The organism is Micromonospora sp. WMMD712 (assembly GCF_029581295.1).
Classification (GTDB): domain Bacteria; phylum Actinomycetota; class Actinomycetes; order Mycobacteriales; family Micromonosporaceae; genus Micromonospora; species Micromonospora carbonacea.
In genome coordinates, this window is sequence record NZ_CP120743.1 from 5,670,897 (window position 1) to 5,693,021 (window position 22,125).

Sequence of the window (22,125 nt, forward strand, 5' to 3'; positions counted from 1 at the left end):
GATAGTCAGGCCCCAAACAAAATGGCGGTCGTGCCGGCGAGGAAGACCACCTGGAGCAACGTGCGAGGAACGAGCGGGGTCACCGGCCGGCCGGCCAGGGTCAGCCCGCGCCTGGCGGCCGAGACGTTGGCCGGGAACATGGCGAGCAGCAGCAGCCCCAGCCCGGCCGCCGCCCATCCCGCCGTGGCCGGCACGAGCAGCGCGACGGCTCCGGCCAGTTCCAGCACGCCGGTGACGGTCACCAGCAGCTCCGGGCGGGGCAGCCGGGGCGGCACCATGGCGATCAGGTCCGCCCGGCGGGCGGTGAAGTGGGCGGACGCGGTGAGCGCGAACAGGGTCGCCAGCCCGACCCGCAGCGCGGGGTGCCAGCCGTCCAGGGCGTCCACGCCGAGCAGCCCGGCCAGCCGGGCCGCGGCGAAGCCGGCGACGAGAGCGATCAGGGGTGCCACGAGGCCTCCTCGGTCAGGGGGAACTTGTCACTGCCTAGATTGCGCCGGGCTCGCTATCTTGTCAATGACAAGTTAGGCTTCGCCTATGACCGGACCGCGTGGCTACCATCACGGTGACCTGCGCCGCACCCTGCTCGCCGCCGCCGTCGAGGCGATCACCGAGGCCGGGCCGGCGGCCCTGAGCCTGCGCGACCTGGCCCGCCGGGCCGGGGTCTCGCACGCCGCCCCCGCCCACCACTTCGGCGACAAGGCGGGGCTGCTCACCGCGCTCGCCGTCGAGGGCTTCGACCTGCTGGCCGCAGCGCTGTGCGGGGCCGGCGACCTGCTCGACGCCGGCGTCGCGTACGTCCGCTTCGCGGTCGGGCACCGGGCCCACTTCGAGGTGATGTTCCGCCCGGAGCTCTACCGGCACGACGACCCCGAGGTGGCCGCCGCCCGCGAGCGGGCCGGCGCGGCGCTGCGGGCCGGCGTGGCCGCACTCCCGCGCCACGCCACCGCCCCGGACCAGGACTCGGACGCCCTCGCCGCCTGGTCGATCGTGCACGGATTCGCGACCCTCTGGCTGGCCGGCGCGCTCCCGCCCCGCACCGGCCCGGACCCGGAAGCCGCCGCCCGCACGGTCATCCGCCGCCTCTTCGACTGACGCCGGCCCGGTGGCTCGTCGGTTGACGTCGCCTCCTTCGCTGACGTCGGCCCGGCGCGGACGTCGCCTCCTTCGCTGACGTCGGCCCGGCGCGGAGCGTGCCGGTGCCCCGGCTCAGCGCGGAGCGCGGCGCTGCGTCGGCTCGGCCGGGGTGGCGTCGGCGTACTCGCGCATCACCTCGGCCGTCTCCCGCAGGAACGCGGCGGTCGCCGCCGCCTGCTCCGGGGAGAGCCGACCGACCGCCCGCTCCACCCCGGCGAGCATCGGCCGCAGCGCCTCGACCACCTGCGCGGCGGCGTGGTCGGTCACCTGGAGACACAGCCTCCGCCGGTCGCGCGGATGCGGGGCGCGCGCCACGTGCCCGGCCTGCACCAGCCGGTCGACCAGCGTGGTCGCCGACGCCGACCGGATGCCCAGCCGGTTGCCCAGCTCCACGGGGCCGAGCGGCTCCGTGCTGGCGACGAGGTGGTCGATCGCGGCGGCGTCGGTCGCCCCGACGCCCAGCCGCCGGCCCAGCGCGGCGCGGATGTCCCCGGCGACCCGGAGCACGTCGCGCAGGGCCACCACCGTCTCGCTGTCCGCCGCCTGCGGGCCCGCAGCCCCGTTGCCCGGCGTCGCACCGTCCGCCGGCTGCCGGTCAGCAGCCCCGTTGCCCGGCGTCGCACCGTCCGCCGGCTGCCGGTCAGCAGCCCCGTTGCCCGGCGTCGCACCGTCCGCCGGCTGCCGGTCAGCAGCCCCGTTGCCCGGCGTCGCGCCGTCCGCCGGCTGCCGGTCAGCAGCCCCGTTGCCCGGCGTCGCGCCGTCCGCCGGGCTCGCCTGGGCCCCCGGCACGCCAGCGCCCGCCGGGGCCCCGGGCACGCGAGCGCCCGCCGGCAAGGCGGGCGAAACGTGCTCCATGGGTAAAAGTTAGCATCCGGCAATAGTCTGCTCGCCAAGTAATCGATCGGGCGCGCGGGCGGAAGGAAACGCGGGTCACCAACTCGTCGGGAGGGGCATCCCCTCGGTGTAGCCGGCCGTGCTCTGCACCCCGACCAACGCCCGCTCCGCGAACTCGGCCAGGCTGCGCGCGCCCGCGTACGTGCACGCGCTGCGCACCCCGGAGACGATCTCGTCGATCAGGTCCTCGACGCCGGGGCGGTCCGGGTCGAGGTACATCCGGGCCGAGGAGATGCCCTCCTCGAAGATCGCCTTGCGGGCCCGGTCGAACGCGCCGTCCTCGGCCGTGCGCGCGCTGACCGCCCGCGACGAGGCCATCCCGAAGCTCTCCTTGTACCGCCGGCCGTCCGCGTCGGCGTACAGGTCGCCGGGGGACTCGTAGGTGCCGGCGAACCAGGAGCCGATCATCACGTTCGACGCGCCGGCGGCGAGCGCCAGCGCCACGTCACGCGGGTGCCGCACCCCGCCGTCGGCCCAGACGTGCCGGCCCAGCTCCCGCGCCGCCGCCGCGCAGTCCAGCACCGCCGAGAACTGCGGCCGCCCCACGCCGGTCATCATCCGGGTGGTGCACATCGCGCCCGGTCCGACGCCCACCTTCACGATGTCGGCGCCGGCCGCGACGAGGTCGCGTACCCCGTCGGCGGTGACGACGTTGCCGGCCGCGACCGGGACGCCCGGGTCGAGCTTGCGCACCGCCCGCAGCGCGGACATCATCCGCTCCTGGTGCCCGTGCGCGGTGTCCACCACCAGGGTGTCGACCCCGGCCTCCAGCAGCGCGGCGGCCTTGCCCGTGACGTCGCCGTTGATGCCGACGGCCGCCGCGATCCGCAGCCGGCCCCGGCCGTCCACCGCCGGCCGGTAGAGGGTCGCGCGCAGCGCGCCCTTGCGGGTCAGCACCCCGACGAGGCGGCCGTCGCCGTCCACCACCGGCGCGAGTCGCCGTCGGGCCGCCGAGAGCCGGTCGAATCCGGTACGCGGGTCCGCGTCCGCCGGCACCGTGTGCAGCTCGGTCGACATCACGTGCCGGAGCTGGGCGAACCGGTCCACGCCCAGGGTGTCCGCCTCCGTCACCACGCCCAGGGGTCGGCCGGTCTCGTCGACCACCACCACCGCGCCGTGCGACCGCTTCGGCAGCAGGTGGATGGCGTCGCCGACGGTGTCGGTGGGGCCGAGGGTGATCGCCGTGTCGTGCACCAGGTGCCGCCGCTTGACCCAGCCGACGACGTTGGCCACCACGTCGATCGGGATGTCCTGCGGGATCACGGCGATCGCGCCGCGCCGGGCGACGGTCTCGGCCATCCGCCGGCCGGCCACCGCCGTCATGTTCGCCACCACCAGGGGAATGGTGGTGCCCGTGCCGTCCGAGGTGGCCAGGTCGACGTCCAGCCGGGAGCCGACCTCGGAACGGGCCGGGGCCATGAAGACGTCGTTGTAGGTCAGGTCGTGCGCGGGGACCGCGCCATGAAGGAACCGCACCCGGCCATCATCGCCGCACCCCGGCCCCGCCGCCCGCGCTGGGCACGGAAAACACCCCCGTGCGGGTCCGCGCAAGCCCAAGCCCGAGCCCGCCCGCCGCTGCCCTGCGCCCGCCGCTGCCCTGCCCACGGTGCCCGCCGCCGTGCCCGCCGCGCGGCGGCGCGCAGGGTGTTAGGAAGGGGCCCTTCCCATACAGAATGCGTTAACAGGGGGCCCTTCCTTACGCCTCAGGCGATCGTGCAGATGGGGGCGCCGGCGGTGATGACCGCGCCGACCTCGGCGGACAGCCCGCTGACGGTACCCGCCTTGTGCGCGTGCAGCGGCTGCTCCATCTTCATCGCCTCCAGCACGACGACCAGGTCGCCCTCGGCGACGGTGTCCCCGTCGGCGACGGCGATCTTCACGATCGTGCCCTGCATCGGCGAGGTGAGCGCGTCGCCGTCGACCGCCGCGCCGGCCTTGGCCCCGCCGCCCCGGCGGGCCGGCTTCCGCGCGGCGGGCGCGGCGGCGACCGTGCCCGCGCCGAGGCCGGCGGGCAGCGTCACCTCCAGCCGCTTGCCGCCCACCTCGACCACGACCGTCTCCCGTTCGGCCGGACCCTCGGCGGGGCCGGCGACGGCGGCGAACGGCGGGACGGTGTTGTCGAACTCCGTCTCGATCCACCGGGTGTGCACGGTGAATGGCGCGGCGGTGAACGCGGGGTCGCGCACCACGAGGCGGTGGAACGGCAGCGCCGTGGCCATCCCCTCGACGACCATCTCGTCCAGCGCCCGCCGGGCCCGCTCCAGGGCCTCGGTGCGGGTCTCGCCGGTCACGATCACCTTGGCCAGCAGCGAGTCGAAGTTGCCGCCGATCACGTCGCCGGCCGAGATGCCGGTGTCCACCCGGACGCCGGGGCCGGTGGGCAGCCGCAGCGCGGTGACCGTGCCGGGCGCGGGCAGGAAGTTGCGGCCCGGGTCCTCGCCGTTGATCCGGAACTCGATGGCGTGCCCGCGCGGCGTCGGGTCCTCGGTCAGCCGCAGCCGCTCGCCGTCGGCGATGCGGAACTGCTCGCGGACCAGGTCGATGCCGGCGGTCTCCTCGGTGACCGGGTGTTCGACCTGGAGGCGGGTGTTGACCTCCAGGAAGGAGATGGTGCTGTCCGCGCCGACCAGGTATTCCACCGTGCCCGCGCCGTGGTAGCCGGCCTCCCGGCAGATCGCCTTGGCGCTGTCGTGGATCTGGGCGCGCTGGGCGTCGGTGAGGAACGGCGCGGGCGCCTCCTCGACGAGCTTCTGGTGGCGGCGCTGGAGCGAGCAGTCCCGGGTGCCGACGACGACCACGTTGCCGTGCTGGTCGGCGAGGACCTGCGCCTCGACGTGCCGGGGCTGGTCGAGGTACCGCTCGACGAAGCACTCGCCCCGGCCGAACGCGGCGACCGCCTCGCGGGTGGCCGACTCGAACAGGTGCGGGATCTCCTCCAGGGTGCGGGCCACCTTGAGGCCCCGACCGCCGCCGCCGAAGGCGGCCTTGATGGCCACGGGCAGGCCGTGCTCGACCGCGAACGCGGTCACCTCCTCGTGGCCGGCGACCGGGTCCGGGGTGCCGGGGACCAGGGGCGCGCCGGCCCGCTGGGCGATGTGCCGGGCGGTGACCTTGTCGCCGAGGTCGCGGATCGCCTGCGGGGTCGGGCCGATCCAGGTCAGGCCCGCGTCGAGGACGGCCTGGGCGAAGTCGGCGTTCTCGGAGAGGAAGCCGTAGCCGGGGTGGACGGCGTCCGCGCCGGCCTGCGCGGCGACGGCGATCAGCTTGTCGATCCGCAGGTACGTCTCGGCGGCGGTGTCGCCGCCCAGGGCGTACGCCTCGTCGGCGAGGGTGACGTGCAGCGCGTCCCGGTCGGAGTCGGCGTAGACGGCGACGCTGCCCAGGCCGGCGTCGCGGCAGGCGCGGATGACGCGGACGGCGATCTCGCCTCGGTTGGCGATGAGTACCTTGCGCACCTGGTGGCTCCTCCCGGGATGTTACTGACGGGGAGTTTATCGGCCGAGGTCGCGGCCCTAACGATCGCTCAGTGTGGGATGCGGCACTGTCCCGCCGCCCATAGTCAAACTTGCCTAATACGCTTCTCCGGTGTCTGCCACTCGGATGATGATTCTCGGCCTGGTCAAGTGGATGCAGCCGGTGCATGGCTACGACGTCCGCCGCGAGCTGCTCAGTTGGGGCGCCGACAAGTGGGCCAACGTGCAGCCCGGCTCGATCTACCACGCGCTGCGCAAGCTCGGTGAGGAGGGACTGCTGCGCGAGGTCGCCACCGAGCAGGTCGGCGTCCGGCCGGCCCGGACGACGTACGAGATCACCCCGAAGGGGGTCGACGAGTTCGAGACCCTGCTGCGCGACCTGTGGTGGGGCAATCATCAGACGAACGACCCGTTCATGGCGGCGTTCGCGTTCCTGCCGGCGCTGCCCAGGCCGGAGGCGGCAGCCGCGCTGCGCAGTCGGGGGCAGGTGCTGCGGGCCGGCGTGGAGAGCATGCGCGCCTCGATGGCGTCGGCCTGGATCCGTGACTCCAAGCCGGCGGGCGTGAGCTGGACGTACGAGCTGTGGATCGCCAAGGGCGAGGCCGAGGCGGACTGGTGCGAGCGGGTCGCCGACCGGATCGAGGCCGGCGTGCCGTACCTGCCGGAGGGGCTGGCGGGACGGGACGACTGGCACCTCGGGGAGGGAGCGGCCGAGGGGGAGGGGGCGGCCGAGCCGCGATAGTCAAAGTTGACTATAAAAGCTATATCGCGTTAGCCTCGCCGGGAGTGTCGGGGTCACCCGTGTGGCGTGGCGTCCCCGGGGGGAAGCCGGCCCGTCCGGCCAAGGACGACCAGGAGCGAAGATGATCGAGACCAGAGGGCTGCGGAAGTCGTTCCGCTCCCGTGCCGGTCGACAGCACAAGACCGTCGACGCCGTCCGCGGCGTCGACCTTGACGTCGCCGAGGGGGAGATCTTCGGGTTCCTCGGCCCGAACGGCGCCGGCAAGACCACCACCCTGCGGATGCTGGCCACCCTCATCGCCCCCGACGGCGGCCAGGCCACCATCGCCGGGGCCGACCTGCTGCGCGACCCCGCCGAGGTGCGCCGCCGGATCGGCTACGTCGCCCAGGGCGGCAGCACCTGGGACGACTCCACCGCCCGCGAGGAGCTGGTCCTGCACGCCCGGATGTACGGCATCGGCAAGGCCGACGCCCGCCGTCGCGCCGAACGCGCCCTCGCCGCCTTCCAGCTCACCGAGTACGCCGACCGCAAGTGCAAGACCTACTCCGGCGGCCAGCGCCGCCGCGTCGAGATCGCCCTCGGCATCATCCACGACCCGCGCATCGTCTTCCTCGACGAGCCGACCACCGGCCTCGACCCGCAGAGCCGCGCCTACATGTGGGACGAGATCCGCCGGCTGCGCGCCGAGGGGATGACCGTCTTCATCACCACGCACTACCTCGACGAGGCCGACGCGCTCTGCGACCGGATCGCGATCATGGACCACGGCGAGGTGGTCGCCGAGGGCACCCCGACGGGCCTGAAGCACGAGATCTCCGGCGAGGTGCTGCTCGTCGGGCTCGACGTCGCCGCCACCCCGCAGGCCGCCCAACTGCTCGACGTCGAGCCGTACATCGTCAAGCTGGAGACCGTCGACGGCGGCGGCCTGCGGCTGACCGTCGACGAGGGGGCGACCGCCATCCCGCAGGTCCTGCGCCGACTCGACCACGCCGGCGTCGCGCTCAACTCCATCGAGCTGCACCGCCCCAGCCTCGACGACGTCTTCCTCACCAAGACCGGCCGCTCGCTGCGCGAGTCCTGACCTCCCCGGAGTCGATCATGAAGTTCGCCCGCGACACCTGGCTCGTCTTCCAACGCCAGACGCGGCTCCTGCTCCGCAACCCGGTCTGGGTCTTCGTCGGAGTCTTCCAGCCGGTGATGTACCTGATCCTCTTCGCCCCGCTGCTCAAGCCGGCGCTGAACGCGCCGACCCAGGCCGAGGCGTACAAGATCTTCGTGCCCGGCCTGCTGGTCCTGCTGGCCATCTTCGGCGGCCTCTTCCAGGGCTTCGGCCTGATCGCCGAGCTGCGCGCCGGCGTCATCGAACGGTCCCGGGTCACCCCGGTCAGCCGGCTCGCGCTGCTGCTCGGCCGGTCCCTGCGCGACGTCGTGTCCCTGCTCGCCCAGGCCGTCATCATCACCGTGCTCGCCCTCCTGTTCGAGCTGCGCGTGTTCATCGGCGACCTGCTGCTGGCGTACCTGATGCTCGCCCTCATCGCGCTGATGACCTCGGCCGTCTCCTACGGCGTCGCGCTCAAGGTCAAGAGCGAGGACGCGCTCGCCCCGCTGATGAACACCGTCGCCCAGCCGGTGCTGCTGCTCTCCGGCATCCTGCTGCCGCTCACCTTCGCCCCCGGCTGGCTCCAGGGCATCGCCGAGTGGAACCCGTTCTCCTGGGCCGTCGACGGCACCCGGGCCCTGTTCGCCGGCGACCTCGGCAACGACAAGGTCTGGCAGGGCCTCGGCATCATCGCGGTGCTGGCCGCCGCCGGCGTCGCCTGGGCCGCCCGCCAGTTCGCCCGCAGCGTCCGCTGAGCTGCGCGACGCGCGCAATGCGCGCGACGCGTGCAAGGAAGGGCCCCTTGTTAAGCGCCTGGCCAGAAGTTCTGTCGGTAATTGTGGGGTAGCCATGGGCTGGTCCAGGGTGCGGCGGTGGTGAGGTTCTGGTCGGGTGTGCGGTGGTGGAAGAAGGTGTGGGCTTGTCGGAGTCGGTCGTTGAGGGTGGTGACGGCGGTGTTGGCGATGTGGTGTTTCAGGGCGGCCCAGATGCGTTCGACGGGGTTGTCCTGGGGGCTGTAGCGGGCGCCGGTGATCAGGTGGAGGCGGGGATGCTGGTCGAGCCATGTTCGGGTGTGGCGGCTGGTGTGGGTGGTGTCGTTGTCGCAGAGGACGACGACGGCGGGGGCGTGGGGGTAGGTGTCGAGGAGGTGTTGCAGGAAGTGGCAGAACACCTCGGAGACGGCTTTGACGCTGGGGTGGTGGTGGAAGGTGCCGGTGGTGAGGTTGACCGCGCCGTAGATGCTGCGGCGTTGGTTGCGTCCGGGGGTGAGGATGCGGTGGCGTAGGCCGTGGGGCTGCCAGCAGGCGCGGACCTTGGCCAGGAGTTCGAGGTAGGTTTCGTCCTCGGCCAGGAGGACCGTGCCGGCGGGCAGGGTCCGCAGGTGGGCGCGGATGCGGGTGCAGATGGTGTCGTGGTCGGGGTCGGTCCGGGCGATCAGGCGGGGCCGGCGCCATCGGGCCTGTTCGCGGATGCGCCGGTAGGTGGTGTGCAGGCTGATCGCGGGGCGTCCCAGAGCCCGCCAGATGCGGATGGTGGTCCACGCTTTCGGGGTGGCCAGGAGGGCGCGGATGCGTTCGCCCAGGCGTGCGCTGCCGTGGCGGGGGCGACCCGATCGGGGCCGGTCGGGCAGGCCGGGCAGGCCCTCGGCGTGGTGTCGCCGGATCCATCGGCGCACAGTGACCGGATCGTCGTAGTGCAGGAGTTCGGCGATCTCGGCCGGGGACATGCCGTCGGCGGAGAGCAGGATCACCACCGCCCGCAGGGCAACGCGCCACTGGTGGTGCAGCACGGTGAGTAGGTCCTGGTACTCGGCGTCAGTCGGGTTGGCGTAGGTCTGTGGCGGTCGCATACTGATCGTGGCCTCGCTGGTGTTTGCACGTTGTCTGCAAACTCCATGCAAACCCAGCGAGGTCCACACCGCACGACGAGCCTCAACCCACCGGCTTACCGACAGGACTTACGGCAACCTGCTTAACGCTTTCGGTATAGGAAGGGCCCCCTCCTAACAACGTGCCCCGCCGCACCCCAGCGTGATCGGGGTGTGGCGGGGCACGTTGAGCGTCGGTGAGCGGGAGCGATCAGTCGGCCGAGGGCCGTCGTCAGCGCACCCGGGCCAGGGTCAGCCCGTCGGCGATCGGCAGCAGCACCGGTTCCACCCGGACGTCGGCCATCACCTCGTCGTTGAACGCGGCGACGGCCCGGTCGTCGGCGTTGCTCGGGGCGAGCACCCGACCACCGCGCAGCGTGTTGTCCACCGCGACGATGCCGCCCGGGCGCATGCGCGGCACCAGCTCCGCCCAGTAGACCGGGTAGCCGACCTTGTCCGCGTCGATGAACGCGAAGTCCAGGTGCCGCTCGTGCGGCAACTCGCGCAGCGTGTCCCCGGCCGGCCCGATCCGCAGCTCGATCCGGTCGTCGACCCCGGCCCGCGTCCAGTACCGCCGCGCCACGTCCGTGTACTCCGCCGAGATGTCGAAGCAGGTCAACTGCCCGCCCTCGGCCAGCCCTCGCGCGATCGCCAGCGAGGACATGCCGGTGAAGGTGCCCACCTCCACCGCCCGCCGCGCCCCCACCAACCGGGTGAGGAACGTCAGGAACGCGGCCTGCTCGGGGGCCACCTGCATCCTCGCCTCGGCGGGCAGCGCGGCGAGGGTCTCCTCGACCAGGTCCCGCATCACCTCGTCCGGGGCCGATCCGTGGGCCACCACGTACGCGTGCAGTTCCGGGGTCAGCGGCAGCGACTTCGTCGTCATGACCGGACCGTACCCAGCGCCTCGACCTCCTGGCCGCCCGGTGCGACCTTCGTCCACAGGTCGATGATCCGCAGGTCCAGCTCACCGAGAAGACGACGCAGCAGCGGCAGGGAGAGCCCGACCACCGTGCCCGGATCGCCGTCGATCCCCTCCAGGAACGCCCCTCCCAACCCGTCGATGGTGAACGCGCCGGCCACCGCGAGCGGCTCGCCCGTCGCGACGTACGCCGCGATCTCCTCGTCGCTGACCTCGGCGAACCGCACGGTGGTCGAAGCGACCGCCTCGGCGCGCGTCTCGTGGATGACGTCGATCAGGCAGTGCCCGGTGTGCAGCACCCCGCTGCGCCCCCGCATCCGCTCCCAACGCCGCGTCGCGTCGGCCTCGTCGGCCGGCTTGCCGAGGATCTCGCCGTCGAAGGCGAGCACCGAGTCGCAGCCGAGCACCAGCGTCCGCTCGTCGGCGGTGGGCCGCAGCCGGCCGACGACCGCCTGTGCCTTCAGACGGGCCAGCTCCAGGCACAGCTCCTCGGCCCGTTCGCTGACCACCTGTGACTCGTCGACCCCGCTGACCAGCACGTCGGGTTCGATGCCGGCGGCATGGAGAAGCTTGCGGCGGGCAGGGCTCGCCGACGCGAGCACGAGTCGGAGCGCAATCGAGTTCGACACGCCGCCGACGCTACCGCCTCCCTCACCTGCGCCGCCGCTGGCTGGCCGTGACCCCCTCCACCGCCTTGACCGACTTCACGTCGGCCGCCTTGATCGACTTCATGTCGGCGACATTGCGGTATCCAGGCGGGTGGGACACCCCCATGTCGCCGACATGGCGTGACCGCTCACGGCTCATCGGCTTATCCGCGGTGGCGGGTCGTCACTCGCCCGCCGCCGTCGCGCCACCAGCGCCCAGGCTCCCGCAGCCGCCACGATGACCCCCAACGTGGCCAGTCCACGCGCCGTCGCCCCGCCGTCGCCCCCGCCGGCCGGCTCCGCGACCGCCGCCGTGGTCGGCCCGGTCGCGCCCGGCGCACCCGCCGTCGCCGACTCGAAACCCACCGGGGGTACGTCTGCCGTGAGCGCCGCGACCAGGTCGACGACGCCGTAGCCGTATTCGTCGTCACGACCGGGCGGCCCCTTGTCGACGGCGGTGGCGGTGAGGCGGTGGACGACCTCAGAGGCCGGCAGGTCGGGGTACTTGGACCGGACAAGAGCAGCGGCCCCCGCGACTATCGCAGTGGCACTGGAGGTACCCGTCCCTTTGGAGTACTTCCCCTCATAGCTGGTGCTATAAATATCTACTGCTGGGGCGGTAATGTCGATGGCGGATCCTGCAACCGACACCGCTGCAATATTCCCTGCCATGTCAATGCCGCCTACTGCTAGAACGCCCTCCTCCGAAGCGGGATAGCCGACGCCGATATCGAATGGTTTGTTGCCGGCGGCGGCGACAATAACGATATCTGCTTGAAGTGCGGTTCGAATGGCCCGCTGAAGTCGCTGGCTGGCACCGGCAACTGCGGAGATGCTTATTACGTCAGCGCCGTGGCGGCTGGCCCATTCGATGCTGATGGCTAGGTCTTCGGTGTCGCCTTTGCCGTCAATCTGCTTCGATCGTATGGGGAGAATCTTGGCTTCCGGGGCGATGCCGAGGGCGCCGACTCCTGTTATCTGCCCGTGTGCTGCGATGAGTCCAGCCATAGCCGTACCGTGACTGTCGTTGTCTATGCGGCCATCTCCGTCTTCTGATATATCTGTCCCGGGTAACAGGTTTCGCTCAAGGTCGGGATGGGGATCTACTCCGGTGTCGGGAACGGCGACAATGACTCCAGATCCCTGAGCGATTTTATGGGCTTCAGTGGCTTTCAGGAAGCGCAGGTGCCACTGATCACTCCGGATCCGATTTGCTCCATCCCGGATGGCCTCTGCCTCTGCCTTGCCGGTGAGGGCTGGTGCTGTGCCGCCAATCATTGCTAATGCCAGTGTTAAGCCGGCTGCCATGTGGCGATTCACCGATCAAGGCCGATAGCTGGGCCGGGATCTATGGGCCCATCATCATCTGTCGGTCTAACGACAGGTCGAACGCCATTAATAGTCTCCCAGGGGTGATCGGGGTCCCAGGCTCGATCTCCCTCGGGGCTTCTTCGGGTGCCCTCCTGTCGAGGTGTAGTTCCGAAGGGTTGAGTGCCGCTGTTGGGGGTGGTCAGGCTATGCATGCCTGCAATCTGAGCGCCACGACCGCCTCCGGGCCTAGAGCCCGCTGCTCCTGTCGGAGTGGTGCCAGCGCCGCCGCCTCCGATGACACCACCGATAGGGTTGACTCTGCGAGAAGCTGAGCTTCCTCCGGACTGTCCGGTATGCGCCCCCGGCGTGCCCCCTATGAGTCCGCTAGGGGGTAGGGGGCGATTCGGGTTCGTGGGTGGATTGCTGCCGGCTCCTCCGGCGGTCGGGCGAGCTGGAACGCTGAACTGTCCGGGTCCACTTTTAGTTGGGTCGGACCTAAGGGGGACTAGGGCGGATGGGAGGGTGGGCGGTACTCCAACAGAATGTGGTGAACTGGTTGGCTTGTTCGATGTTCCTTGAGGCAAGGATTGATTGTTCAAGGTCGAGGGGGAAGTTGTTCCACCAAGCACAGGGCCTATGCCTGGAGGTGCCGGAAATGAGGGGGTTGCTCTATTGATGGATTTGTGGATTATTTCTGGCCTTGATGCTGTTAGGGGGACTGGCGCTACTGGTGGAATAATGGGCACGCTGTCGACATAAATGTCAGGATTATCTGGCTGTCGGGGTGTCTTGGGTGAGGTCGGAGGTTGGCGGAGCATTACCTGGGCCTGTTGTAGTTCGCCGCTCAACCCGTACATCAGGTTCCGGGCCTGGACGTTGAGTCGCTCCAGGTCGGCGTCGGTCACCGGCTTGTCCGGCACGCGGGCGCCCATCGCCGCCTTCGGGTCGGCGGCGGTCGCCTCGTACGTCCGCTTCTGCTGGAGTTTCTCCACGTACTCGTCGTGCAGCGGTTTCAGCTCGGTGCGCGCGCTGCTGATCGCCCGGGTGGCGGCGGCGAGGGCGTCGTAGTTCGCGGCCGCCGCGTCGTGGGTGCGCTGCACCTTGTCGATGAGGTCGTCCAGCTCGCCGAGGTACGCCCGGGCGGCGGCGTTGGTCGCCGGGGGCCACGCCTCGGCGAGGCCGCGCCGGTATTCCTTGAGCCGACCCAGGTGCGCCCGCGCGAGGTCGCAGACCTTGCGCCAGCCGGCGACCTGTTTCCAGTGCCCGGCGGTGTCGTGGTCCTGGATGCAGGCCCACATGCTCAGCAGGTCCATCAGTCGCCAGTCGGTGAGGCCGGACGTCCGGCCGCTGCCCCGCTCGATCATGGCAGCACCGCCTGCCCCGGCCCGCTGTCCGGGCCGGTCGGATCGGGCAGCGCTGGCCTGGGTCGGCCCTGTCCGGTCCCGCCGGGGTCGGCGAGGGCCCGTTCCACGTCGGAGACGCGGGCGGCCGAGAAGGCGTCGGAGTCGGCGTACTGCGTGGCGATCCGGCCGGCTGCGGCGGCCAGGTGGCCGGTGGCCCCGCCGACGGACCAGACCATCGTGGCGGTGGCCTGCTGGGTCTCGTTGTGCGCCTTGAGGAACTGCACCAGCTCGACGAAGGCGTCGGCAGGGTTGGGGATCTGCGCCTTCATGTCGTCCGCGATGTACGACAGGTGCGGAGCGTAGTTCCGTTCGACCTCCGCCTGGAGCCTGTCGGCGAACTCGCGCATCTGGCGGATGTCGGCCTCGATGCTGCCGTAGCCGCTCAACCAGGGCGCTGGGCGGTCCTCCTCAGGGATCATCGGCCCTCCCGACCCGTCACGACACCGTTTCCCTGAGTGAGGCTAACCGGTGTCGACGACCTCCGGGAGTCCCCGACGGCGGCGGGGCGCGCCGCAGGGCGGCCGGAGGATCAGCGGGGCAGACCGGAGGCGCGCCAGGCGCCCGGCCCGGCGGCGAGAGCAGCGCCACGGGGGCGGCCGCTGCGGGCCCAGGCCGACGGCGCGGCCGGCTCGGGGGCTGCGGTGGGGCGGGTCCGGGCGACGATGACGCCGACCAGCGCGGCCAGTTCCTCGGCGGTCGGCACGCCCCGGGTCACCCGGAACAGCGGCTCATCGGCAGACATGCCTCCAGCGTACGCGTCGCGAACTTGACCTTCGTCGCACAGTGGCGTGCCGGCGGTGTGCGGCGGGCAACCGCCGGGTACCGTCTCCACCGATGTCGAACGCGCTTCCCCAACTTGTCGCCGACCGGTACCGGCTCCTCTCGCCGCTCGGCCAGGGCGGCATGGGTCGGGTGTGGAAGGCGCGCGACGAGGTGCTGCACCGGGACGTGGCGATCAAGGAACTGGTCCCGCCGCCCAGCCTCACCCCCGAGGAGCGCCGCGAGATGCGGGAGCGCTCGCTGCGGGAGGCCCGCGCGATCGCGCGGCTCAACCACGTCAACGTGGTGCGGATCTTCGACGTGCTGCGCACCGACGGCGACCCGTGGATCGTCATGGAGTACGTGGCGTCGAAGTCCCTTCAGGACACTCTCGCCGAGGACGGGCCGGTGTCGCCGGCCAAGGCGGTCGAGATCGGCCTGGGGGTGCTGGGCGCGCTGAACGCGGCGCACAAGGCCGGCGTGATGCACCGGGACGTCAAGCCGGGCAACGTGCTGCTCGGCACGGACGGCCGGGTGGTGCTGACCGACTTCGGCCTGGCGACGATCCCGGGCGACCCGAACGTGACGCGCACCGGCATGGTGCTGGGCTCCCCGGCGTACATCGCCCCGGAGCGGGCGCGCGACGGCACGGCGGGGCCGGAGGCCGACCTCTGGTCGCTGGGCGCGACGCTCTACGCGGCGGTGGAGGGCAAGTCGCCGTACGCCCGGCCGTCGGCGATCGCCACCCTGGCGGCGCTGGCCACCGAGCCGATGCCGCCGCCGCGGAACGCCGGCCCGCTGAAGCCGGTGCTCAACGGGCTGCTCCGCAAGGATCCGGCCGAACGGATCGACGCCGAGGTGGCCGAGCGGCTGCTGCGGAAGGCCGCCGGGCGGCGCTCCAGGACGATCTCGCTGCTCGACGGCGTACGCCGGCCGGGGCCCAACGGGCCGCGCGAGCCGCGGCCGCCGGTGGTGCCCGCACCGCGCCCCGCCGAGCAGCGCACGAGCCGGCCGGTCGTGCCGCCCGCGCCGCGTACCCCCGGAAGTGGCCTGGTCGCGGGCGGCGCGGCGGTGGCCGGCGACGACGCGACCGCGAAGGTCTCCCCGCCGAGCACGGACGCCGCGCCGACCGCGAAGGTTCCCTCGCCCGGAGTGGACGCCGCGCCGACCGCGAAGGTCGACCCGCCGGCGTCGGGCACGGACGCCGCGCCGACGGCGAAGGTCGCGGACACCGGCGCGCGGGCGGCCGACCCCACGGCGAAGCTTCCCGGTCCGGTCGCCGCGACCGGCGCCGACCGGGTCGCGGGGGCGTCGGTCGACGGGGGCGAGGAGCCACCGGCCGAGGAGGCCGACGAGGCCGGTTCCGGCGAGGTCACGGGCACCGGGGGCGCGGTCGACGGAGTCGACGCCGCCCCGGCCGGGCAGGTCGACGACACCCGGGTCGACCCGGGCCCCGCCGTGCCCGTGTCGCCCGCATCGCCCCCCATGTCGCCTGCGTCGTCCGCGTCGCCGGCATCGTCCGTGGAGCGGGCCGGGTCCTCCGGCGACCAGGCCGACCGGCCGCGCGACCAGGCCGACGCTTCCGACGCCCCGGCCGACCGGTCGCCGGAGGACACCGGGGCGCCGCGCGAGAAGGCCGGTCCGTCGCGCGGGTGGGCCGACCGGGCCCGCGGGCGGGGCGCGCCGACGTCGGTGCTGCCGGCCGCCGCCGATGCGCCATCCTCGTCGACGGGCCGGGCCGCGGTCGTTTCCGGTACGCAGCCCGAGCGCCGCCGCCGCAACCTGCTGGTCGGCGCGCTCGTCGCGGTGCTGCTGCTCGGCCTGCTGGTGGCGGTGCCGCTGCTCGGCCGGGGCGACGACGACCCAAAGCCCGGCGATCCGCAGGCGGGCCTGTCCTCGGCGACGCCGTCGGCCGCCGCGCCGACCTCGCCCGCGCCGGCCACCAGCAGCGCCGCGCCACCCAGCCCGACGCCGTCGGCGAGCCCGTCGGTCGACCCGAATGCCCTGCCCGAGGGTTGGGTCCTGCACAAGGACCCGGCGGGCTTCTCGCTGCCTTTGCCGAAGGGCTGGGTGCGGCGCAGCGTCGGGCAGAACACCATCGTGTTCGACGAGCGCGACGGGGTGGGCGAGCTGTTGGTGCAGTGGACGAGCACCCCGCTGGACGACGCCTACGCCGACTGGAAGCGGCAGGAACCGGCCCGGAAGAACTACGTCAACGGCTACCAGTATCTCAGCATCGAGCGCTGCGACTACTACAAGACGTGCGCGGACTGGGAGTGGCTGGAGACCCGCGACAACACCCGGATCCACGTCCGCAACCGGGGCTTCGTCACGGCCAAGAACCGGGGGTACGCCTTCCGCTGGGAGGTGGCCAACAAGGACTGGCAGGCGCGGCTGGCCGACTTCGACCGGATCGCCGAGGGCTTCGAGCCGGACCGGAAGGACTGAGCGCCCGGCCGGGTCGTCCGCTTGCCGCGCCCGGCCCGCTGAGCAGGCGATTCCCGCCGCCGTGAAAGTCGCTCGCATGACCTTGCATCGAACGGGGTACCTGATCCCGGACGACGCAAGGAGGTGCGACATGGGATACCGACGCAGGGACGCGCGGCCCCGGCTGGCACTGTGGATGCTCGTCGCGCTCGGTGACGTGGTGCTGCTGCTGGTCAGCGCGGGCCTTCCGGTGCTTCTCGTGACGGTGGGCGTCGTGGCGGCCACCGTCGCCGGGGTGGCCGCCTGGCGCCTGACGCGGCGGGCCACGGTGGCCCGGGAGGACGCGATGCCGGCGCGGGCCGTCAACCCGCGCCTGGTGGACGCGCGCCGGGTGTAGACCCCGGCCGGGAGGCGAGCGCCGATCGTGAACGCCGGGAAGTGACGAGCCGGCGGCAGCCGGACCGACCGCCGACCGTACGGTCGCAGTCGATCCCGCTGCCGCCGACCACCGCCACGGGCGTGCCGCGACAGTCGGGCGGATAGTGGTGCGGATCAGGTGTTGTTGGCCAGGGCGATGAGCCGGCTGCGGTCGCCGTTCCAGTAGTTGCGGTCGACGTTGCCGCTGATGCCGGAGACGCTGCCGGACGCGGTGTACTGCCAGAAGCTCCAGACCGGCGCGCCGGCCGGCAGGGTGCCGGGGGTGCTCGACCAGCGGGCGAGCCACAGCGGGTGGTTCGCCCACGGGCCGGTCCAGCTGCCGGTGCACTGGTTCCACCAGCTCGTGGTGGTGTAGATGACCGCGTACCGGCCGGTGCGCGACCGGTAGGTGTTCAGGAAGTCCTGGATCCAGCTGCGCATCCCCGACGTGCTGAGGCCGTAGCAGGTGCCGCCGCTGTACGGGTTGGCCTCGACGTCCAGCGCGGCCGGCAGGGTGCGGCTGTCCGCCGACCACGCGCCGCCGTTGCTGGCCAGGTAGTTGGCCTGGGTGGCGCCGGAGGAGATGTTCGGCCGGGCGAAGTGGTACGCCCCGCGGATCACCCCGGCGTTGTAGGAGTTGACGTAGTTGGCGTTGAAGTTCGGGTCCTTGTAGCTCGTGCCCTCGGTGGCCTTGATGAACGCGAACTCGATGCCCGCGTTGCGGACGCTCGTCCAGTTGATCGACCCCTGGTAGTGGGAGACGTCGACGCCGGCGGTGGTGGCGGCGGCCGCCGGGCCCGTCGTGGCGACGAGGGCGGTGGCCGCTGCCGCTACGGCGGTGATCCCCGCCGCGATCAGTCGGCGCAGCGTGAATCCGGTACGGATCATGGGTTCCTCCAGAGGGACGCCATTCGATTGACATCCATCTTTGGAGCTAGTTGCCCTAGATCACAAGGTGTCCAAAGGAAAGTTTCATCCTGCCGCGCGGTGCGACCCGGACCCGGCCGGGGCCGGTAGGCTCGCGCCCCATGGTGGCGATCGACGAGCTGGGCACGCTCTGGGACAAGCTGTTCTCCGCGCAGCCCGACCCGCCGCCGCTGCTCGTCGTCGTCACCGCCGCGGTGGCGCTGGCCGTGGTCGCCACCCGGCTACCCTGGCGGATCGCCCGCAACGCCGTCACCATCGCGCACGAGGGCGGACACGCCCTCGCCGCCCTGCTGACCGGCCGCCGGCTGCACGGCATCCGGCTGCACTCGGACACCTCCGGGCTGACCCTCTCCGCCGGTCGCCCCACCGGTCCCGGCATGATCCTCACCCTGCTCGCCGGCTACGTCGCGCCGTCGCTGGTCGGCCTCGCCGGCGCCTGGCTGCTCGGCGGCAACCGGATCACCCTGCTGCTCTGGATCGCCGTGGCGCTGCTGCTGGCCATGCTGGTCATGGTCCGCAACGCCTTCGGCGTGGTGTCGCTGCTGGCCACCGGCGGGGTGGTGCTCGCCGTCTCCTGGTACGCCTCGCCGGACGTCCAGGCCGCCTTCGCCTGGACGTCGGTGTGGTTCCTGCTCCTCGGCGGCGTACGGCCCGTCGTCGAGCTCCAACGGCTGCGCTCCCGGGGCCGGATGCCGGAGTCCGACGCCGACCAGCTGGCCCGGCTCACCCCGTTCCCGCCCCTGTTCTGGGTCGCGCTGTTCGCGCTGGTGAACCTGCTGGCGCTGGCCGTCGGCGCGGCACTGCTGGCCGGCCCGATCCTCACCGACGCCGGCCTGACCGTCTGACGGCCCGACCCGGCCGGGGGGAGGCGCACCGCCGGAAACGGGCGGGTCGACCAGGGCGGCGCACCGCCGGGAGCGGGCGGGCCGACCGGGCGCTGGGCCGCCGGGAACCGGTGGGCCGACCGGGCAACCGACCGACCCGTCCCGCGCGTGTCCCCTGCGACAGGACGCGGGGGAGACAACGGATGCCGGAAGTCGACGGGTTCGACGAGTTCTACCGGGGCAGCCGGCAACGGCTGCTCGGCTTCGTCTACGCGCTCACCGGCAACCTCGCCGAGGCGCAGGACGCCGTGCAGGAGGCGTACATCCGGGCGTGGCAACGCTGGTCCACGGTGGCCGGCTACGACGACCCCGAGGCCTGGGTCCGTGTCGTCGCGTCCCGCATCGCGGTCAGCCGGTGGCGCAGCCTGCGCAGCCGCGCGCGGGCGTACCTGCGGCACGGCGTCGACGACAGCACGCCCGCGCCGAGCACCGACACCGTCGCGGTGGTGGCCGCGCTGCGTCAGCTCCCGGAGGAGCAGCGCACCGCCCTCGCCCTGTACTACCTGCTCGGCATGCCCGTCACCGAGGTGGCGCGGGAGACCGCCGCCCCGGTCGGCACCGTGAAGGCCCGACTCTCCCGGGGGCGCACCGCGCTCGCCGGGCTGCTCGCCGTCTCTGACCTCGAGGAGGCCGCCGATGCGTGACGACCACGACGTGGACCACTTGGCCGACCTGGCGTTCGTCGAACGGATGCGGCGGGACCTGCGGGACGTACGCTGGCTCGAACCGGCGGAGATCCGCGCCCGGGCCCGCCGCCGCAGCCGGCGTACGGCGCTGGCGGCGGCGACCGCCGTGCTGGCCGTGCTCTCGGCCTTCGCCGTGGCGGCCGGCGGCCGGGCCGGGCACCTCGCGCCACCGGCGGGCCAGCGGCTCTCCTCGAACGGCGCGGAGCCGGCCGGCCGGGCCGAGATCCCGCAGGAGGCCCTGCTGGACCCGACCGAGGTGGGCGTGCCGAGCGACGTGCGGCTGGGCGACTCGGGGCTCCAGGAGCCGATCCGGATCGACCCGCTGCTCCAGTCGTGCGCCGGGGAGAGGGGGCTGGCGGCGGAGCCGCCCGTGTCCCGGTACTCCCGGTCGCAGACCCTGCTCCAGAGGGCCGCGCCCGACAAGGACCAGCCGGGCGGCTTCTGGGTCCTCACCCAGGACGTCTACCGCCTGCCCCCGAGGGCCGCCACCCGGCTGTTCGTCGACCTGGCCGCGACGATGGCGGCCTGCGACACCTGGCACGAGTCGCGGCCGATGCAATGGGTCGGCGGGCCTGTCACGGTCTCGGTGACGCACACCTGGCGGGCCGCCGCGGCCGACTTCGCCGGCGACCAGGCCGTCGTCGTGCAGCGCACCTCGTCGACTCCCGTGGACGTGGCGACGGGGAAGCCGCTCGATCTGCAACCGTCGACGGAGACCCTGCTGCTGGTCAGGGTCGGTGACCTGGTCACCGTGATCGTGCCGGCGAGCGGGCTCAACTTCGACCTGCCGGCGGCCGACCGCCGGGCGAGCGACACGGAGCTGCTCGAACTGGGCCGCGCGGCGGCCCGCCGGATGTGCCTCGCCGCCAACCCGGCCTGCTGACGTCCGCCGCCCCACGTGCACCTAGAGCGGGATGTTGCCGTGCTTCTTCGGCGGGAGCGTCTCGCGCTTGGTGCGCAGCACCCGCAGCGCCCGGACGATCTGGGTACGCGTCTCGTGCGGCGGAATCACCGAGTCGACGTACCCCCGCTCGGCGGCGATGTACGGGTTGGCGAGGGTGTCCTCGTACTCGGCGATCTTCTCGGCGCGCACGGCGGCCGGGTCCTCGGCGGCGGCCAGCTCCTGCCGGTACAGGATGTTCACCGCGCCCTGCGCGCCCATCACCGCGATCTGCGCGGTCGGCCAGGCGAAGTTCAGGTCCGCGCCGAGGTGCTTGGAGCCCATCACGTCGTACGCCCCGCCGTACGCCTTGCGGGTGATCACGGTGACCTTCGGGACGGTCGCCTCGGCGTACGCGTAGATGAGCTTCGCGCCCCGGCGGATGATGCCGTCCCACTCCTGGCCGGTGCCGGGCAGGAAACCGGGGACGTCCACGAAGGTCAGCACGGGGATGTTGAACGCGTCGCAGGTGCGCACGAACCGGGCGGCCTTCTCCGACGCGGCGATGTCGAGGGTGCCGGCGAAGTGCATCGGCTGGTTGGCCACCACGCCGACCGGGCGGCCCTCGACACGGCCGAAGCCGACCACCATGTTCTGCGCGTACAGCGGTTGGACCTCCAGGAACTCCCCGTCGTCGAGGACGTGCTCGACGACCCGGTGCATGTCGTACGGCTGGTTGGCCGAGTCGGGGATCAGCGTGTCCAGCTCCCGGTCGGCGTCGCTCACCGCCAGGTCGGCCGGGGCGTCGACGACCGGCGGCTCGTCCAGGTTGTTCGACGGCAGGTACGACAGCAGCGCCTTGACGTACTCGATCGCGTCGTCCTCGTCCGCGCCGAGGTAGTGCGCGTTTCCGCTGCGCGCGTTGTGGGTGCGGGCCCCGCCCAGCTCCTCCATGCCCACGTCCTCGCCGGTGACCGTCTTGATCACGTCGGGGCCGGTGATGAACATGTGCGAGGTCTGGTCGACCATCACGGTGAAGTCGGTGACCGCCGGGGAGTAGACCGCGCCGCCCGCGCACGGGCCCATGATCAGGGAAATCTGCGGGATGACGCCGCTGGCCCGCACGTTGCGGAAGAAGATCTCGCCGTAGAGCCCGAGGGACGCCACGCCCTCCTGGATGCGGGCCCCGCCCGAGTCGTTGATGCCGATCACCGGGCAGCCGATCTTCATGGCGAGGTCCATCACCTTGACGATCTTTTCGCCGAAGACCTCACCGAGGGAGCCGCCGAAGACCGTGAAGTCCTGCGCGAAGACGCAGACCTGCCGGCCGTCGACCGTGCCGTAGCCGGTGATCACCCCGTCGCCGTACGGGCGGGTGCGGTCCAGGCCGAAGTTGGTGGACCGGTGCCGGGCGAACTCGTCCAGCTCGACGAAGGACCCCTCGTCGAGCAGCAGCTCGATCCGCTCCCGCGCCGTCTTCTTGCCCCGGGCGTGCTGCTTTTCGACCGCGCGCGCCGACCCGGCGTGCACCGCCTCGTCGACCCGTCGCTCCAGGTCCGCCAGCTTGCCCGCCGTGCTGTGGATGTTGATCCCGGTCTCGTTGGTCACCCACGGAATATAACGATGGTTCAGGTGGCCGACGGTGTGCAGTAC

General features: G+C 72.3%; 23 protein-coding genes. 10 read left to right on the plus strand and 13 right to left on the minus strand.

Going from position 1 to position 22,125, the window contains the following annotated elements:
• Positions 1-5: 5 nt before the first annotated feature.
• A complete protein-coding gene (locus O7633_RS24790) occupies positions 6-449 on the minus strand; it encodes a DoxX family protein (protein ID WP_282324100.1) in 444 nt (147 codons plus the stop codon).
• Between the two features lie 85 nt (positions 450-534).
• On the opposite strand from O7633_RS24790, the gene O7633_RS24795 reads away from it, so the two are divergent.
• Entirely contained in the window at positions 535-1,092 is a 558-nt protein-coding gene (locus O7633_RS24795) for a TetR/AcrR family transcriptional regulator (protein WP_282324101.1), read from the plus strand.
• A gap of 114 nt (positions 1,093-1,206) precedes the next feature.
• On the opposite strand, the gene O7633_RS24800 is transcribed toward O7633_RS24795, so the two are convergent.
• The 3 genes from O7633_RS24800 to O7633_RS24810 all read right to left on the minus strand — a co-directional run bounded on the left by O7633_RS24800 (position 1,207) and on the right by O7633_RS24810 (position 5,483).
• A complete protein-coding gene (locus tag O7633_RS24800; RefSeq protein WP_278136334.1) occupies positions 1,207-1,659 on the minus strand; it encodes a MarR family transcriptional regulator in 453 nt (150 codons plus the stop codon).
• A 405-nt stretch (positions 1,660-2,064) separates the two neighbouring features.
• Positions 2,065-3,504 carry a GuaB1 family IMP dehydrogenase-related protein gene (locus O7633_RS24805; protein WP_278131984.1) on the minus strand — a complete coding sequence of 480 codons (1,440 nt, stop codon included), beginning with the start codon at positions 3,502-3,504 and terminating at the stop codon, positions 2,065-2,067.
• Between the two features lie 227 nt (positions 3,505-3,731).
• Positions 3,732-5,483, minus strand: coding sequence for a biotin carboxylase N-terminal domain-containing protein (locus O7633_RS24810; RefSeq protein ID WP_282324102.1), 1,752 nt, complete (start codon positions 5,481-5,483; stop codon positions 3,732-3,734).
• 145 nt (positions 5,484-5,628) lie between these two features.
• On the opposite strand from O7633_RS24810, the gene O7633_RS24815 reads away from it, so the two are divergent.
• From O7633_RS24815 to O7633_RS24825, 3 genes are all read left to right on the plus strand, one after another.
• Positions 5,629-6,243, plus strand: coding sequence for a PadR family transcriptional regulator (locus O7633_RS24815; RefSeq protein WP_282328637.1), 615 nt, complete (start codon positions 5,629-5,631; stop codon positions 6,241-6,243).
• Between the two features lie 121 nt (positions 6,244-6,364).
• A complete protein-coding gene (locus O7633_RS24820; RefSeq protein WP_074476720.1) occupies positions 6,365-7,324 on the plus strand; it encodes an ATP-binding cassette domain-containing protein in 960 nt (319 codons plus the stop codon).
• A 17-nt stretch (positions 7,325-7,341) separates the two neighbouring features.
• Positions 7,342-8,097 (plus strand): ABC transporter permease, encoded by a 756-nt coding sequence (locus O7633_RS24825; RefSeq protein ID WP_282324103.1) that lies wholly within the window; start codon positions 7,342-7,344, stop codon positions 8,095-8,097.
• Positions 8,098-8,147: 50 nt separating this feature from the next.
• Here O7633_RS24825 and O7633_RS24830 read toward each other — a convergent pair whose 3' ends face one another.
• From O7633_RS24830 to mycP, 5 genes are all read right to left on the minus strand, one after another.
• Positions 8,148-9,191 (minus strand): IS630 family transposase, encoded by a 1,044-nt coding sequence (locus O7633_RS24830; RefSeq protein ID WP_282323418.1) that lies wholly within the window; start codon positions 9,189-9,191, stop codon positions 8,148-8,150.
• Positions 9,192-9,441: 250 nt separating this feature from the next.
• Positions 9,442-10,095, minus strand: coding sequence for an O-methyltransferase (locus O7633_RS24835; RefSeq protein WP_278131990.1), 654 nt, complete (start codon positions 10,093-10,095; stop codon positions 9,442-9,444).
• A complete protein-coding gene (locus O7633_RS24840) occupies positions 10,092-10,760 on the minus strand; it encodes a Maf family protein (RefSeq protein WP_278131992.1) in 669 nt (222 codons plus the stop codon). The genes O7633_RS24835 and O7633_RS24840 overlap by 4 nt, the downstream gene beginning before the upstream one ends.
• Positions 10,761-10,782: 22 nt before the next feature.
• Positions 10,783-10,938 (minus strand): hypothetical protein, encoded by a 156-nt coding sequence (locus O7633_RS24845; protein ID WP_282324104.1) that lies wholly within the window; start codon positions 10,936-10,938, stop codon positions 10,783-10,785.
• The gene (gene mycP, locus O7633_RS24850) at positions 10,935-12,056 is read right to left on the minus strand and encodes a type VII secretion-associated serine protease mycosin (RefSeq protein WP_278131995.1); all 1,122 of its coding nucleotides are present in this window, start codon (positions 12,054-12,056) and stop codon (positions 10,935-10,937) included. The genes O7633_RS24845 and mycP overlap by 4 nt, the downstream gene beginning before the upstream one ends.
• A gap of 942 nt (positions 12,057-12,998) precedes the next feature.
• On the opposite strand from mycP, the gene O7633_RS33180 reads away from it, so the two are divergent.
• Positions 12,999-13,157 (plus strand): hypothetical protein, encoded by a 159-nt coding sequence (locus O7633_RS33180; RefSeq protein WP_178063363.1) that lies wholly within the window; start codon positions 12,999-13,001, stop codon positions 13,155-13,157.
• A 292-nt stretch (positions 13,158-13,449) separates the two neighbouring features.
• Here O7633_RS33180 and O7633_RS24860 read toward each other — a convergent pair whose 3' ends face one another.
• Positions 13,450-13,911, minus strand: coding sequence for a hypothetical protein (locus tag O7633_RS24860; protein ID WP_282324105.1), 462 nt, complete (start codon positions 13,909-13,911; stop codon positions 13,450-13,452).
• Positions 13,912-14,021: 110 nt separating this feature from the next.
• Entirely contained in the window at positions 14,022-14,234 is a 213-nt protein-coding gene (locus O7633_RS24865; RefSeq protein ID WP_278132000.1) for an acyl-CoA carboxylase subunit epsilon, read from the minus strand.
• Between the two features lie 92 nt (positions 14,235-14,326).
• On the opposite strand from O7633_RS24865, the gene O7633_RS33185 reads away from it, so the two are divergent.
• Together O7633_RS33185 and O7633_RS24875 are read left to right on the plus strand one after the other, a co-directional pair.
• Complete coding sequence (locus O7633_RS33185) at positions 14,327-16,699, plus strand: protein kinase (protein WP_348776301.1); 2,373 nt, start codon at positions 14,327-14,329, stop codon at positions 16,697-16,699.
• Between the two features lie 130 nt (positions 16,700-16,829).
• Positions 16,830-17,075 (plus strand): hypothetical protein, encoded by a 246-nt coding sequence (locus O7633_RS24875; RefSeq protein ID WP_074476713.1) that lies wholly within the window; start codon positions 16,830-16,832, stop codon positions 17,073-17,075.
• 155 nt (positions 17,076-17,230) lie between these two features.
• Here the strand turns inward: O7633_RS24875 and O7633_RS24880 are convergent, their stop codons facing one another.
• Positions 17,231-17,983: a GH25 family lysozyme gene (locus O7633_RS24880; protein ID WP_043961879.1), complete on the minus strand. Its 753-nt coding sequence runs from the start codon at positions 17,981-17,983 to the stop codon at positions 17,231-17,233.
• 140 nt (positions 17,984-18,123) lie between these two features.
• On the opposite strand from O7633_RS24880, the gene O7633_RS24885 reads away from it, so the two are divergent.
• From O7633_RS24885 to O7633_RS24895, 3 genes are all read left to right on the plus strand, one after another.
• The gene (locus O7633_RS24885) at positions 18,124-18,867 is read left to right on the plus strand and encodes a M50 family metallopeptidase (RefSeq protein WP_074476711.1); all 744 of its coding nucleotides are present in this window, start codon (positions 18,124-18,126) and stop codon (positions 18,865-18,867) included.
• A 182-nt stretch (positions 18,868-19,049) separates the two neighbouring features.
• Positions 19,050-19,550 carry a SigE family RNA polymerase sigma factor gene (locus tag O7633_RS24890; protein WP_074476710.1) on the plus strand — a complete coding sequence of 167 codons (501 nt, stop codon included), beginning with the start codon at positions 19,050-19,052 and terminating at the stop codon, positions 19,548-19,550.
• Entirely contained in the window at positions 19,543-20,475 is a 933-nt protein-coding gene (locus O7633_RS24895) for a hypothetical protein (RefSeq protein WP_282324108.1), read from the plus strand. Before O7633_RS24890 ends, O7633_RS24895 begins: the two co-directional genes overlap by 8 nt.
• Positions 20,476-20,496: 21 nt before the next feature.
• Here the strand turns inward: O7633_RS24895 and O7633_RS24900 are convergent, their stop codons facing one another.
• Positions 20,497-22,080: an acyl-CoA carboxylase subunit beta gene (locus O7633_RS24900; protein ID WP_282324109.1), complete on the minus strand. Its 1,584-nt coding sequence runs from the start codon at positions 22,078-22,080 to the stop codon at positions 20,497-20,499.
• Positions 22,081-22,125 lie beyond the last annotated feature (45 nt).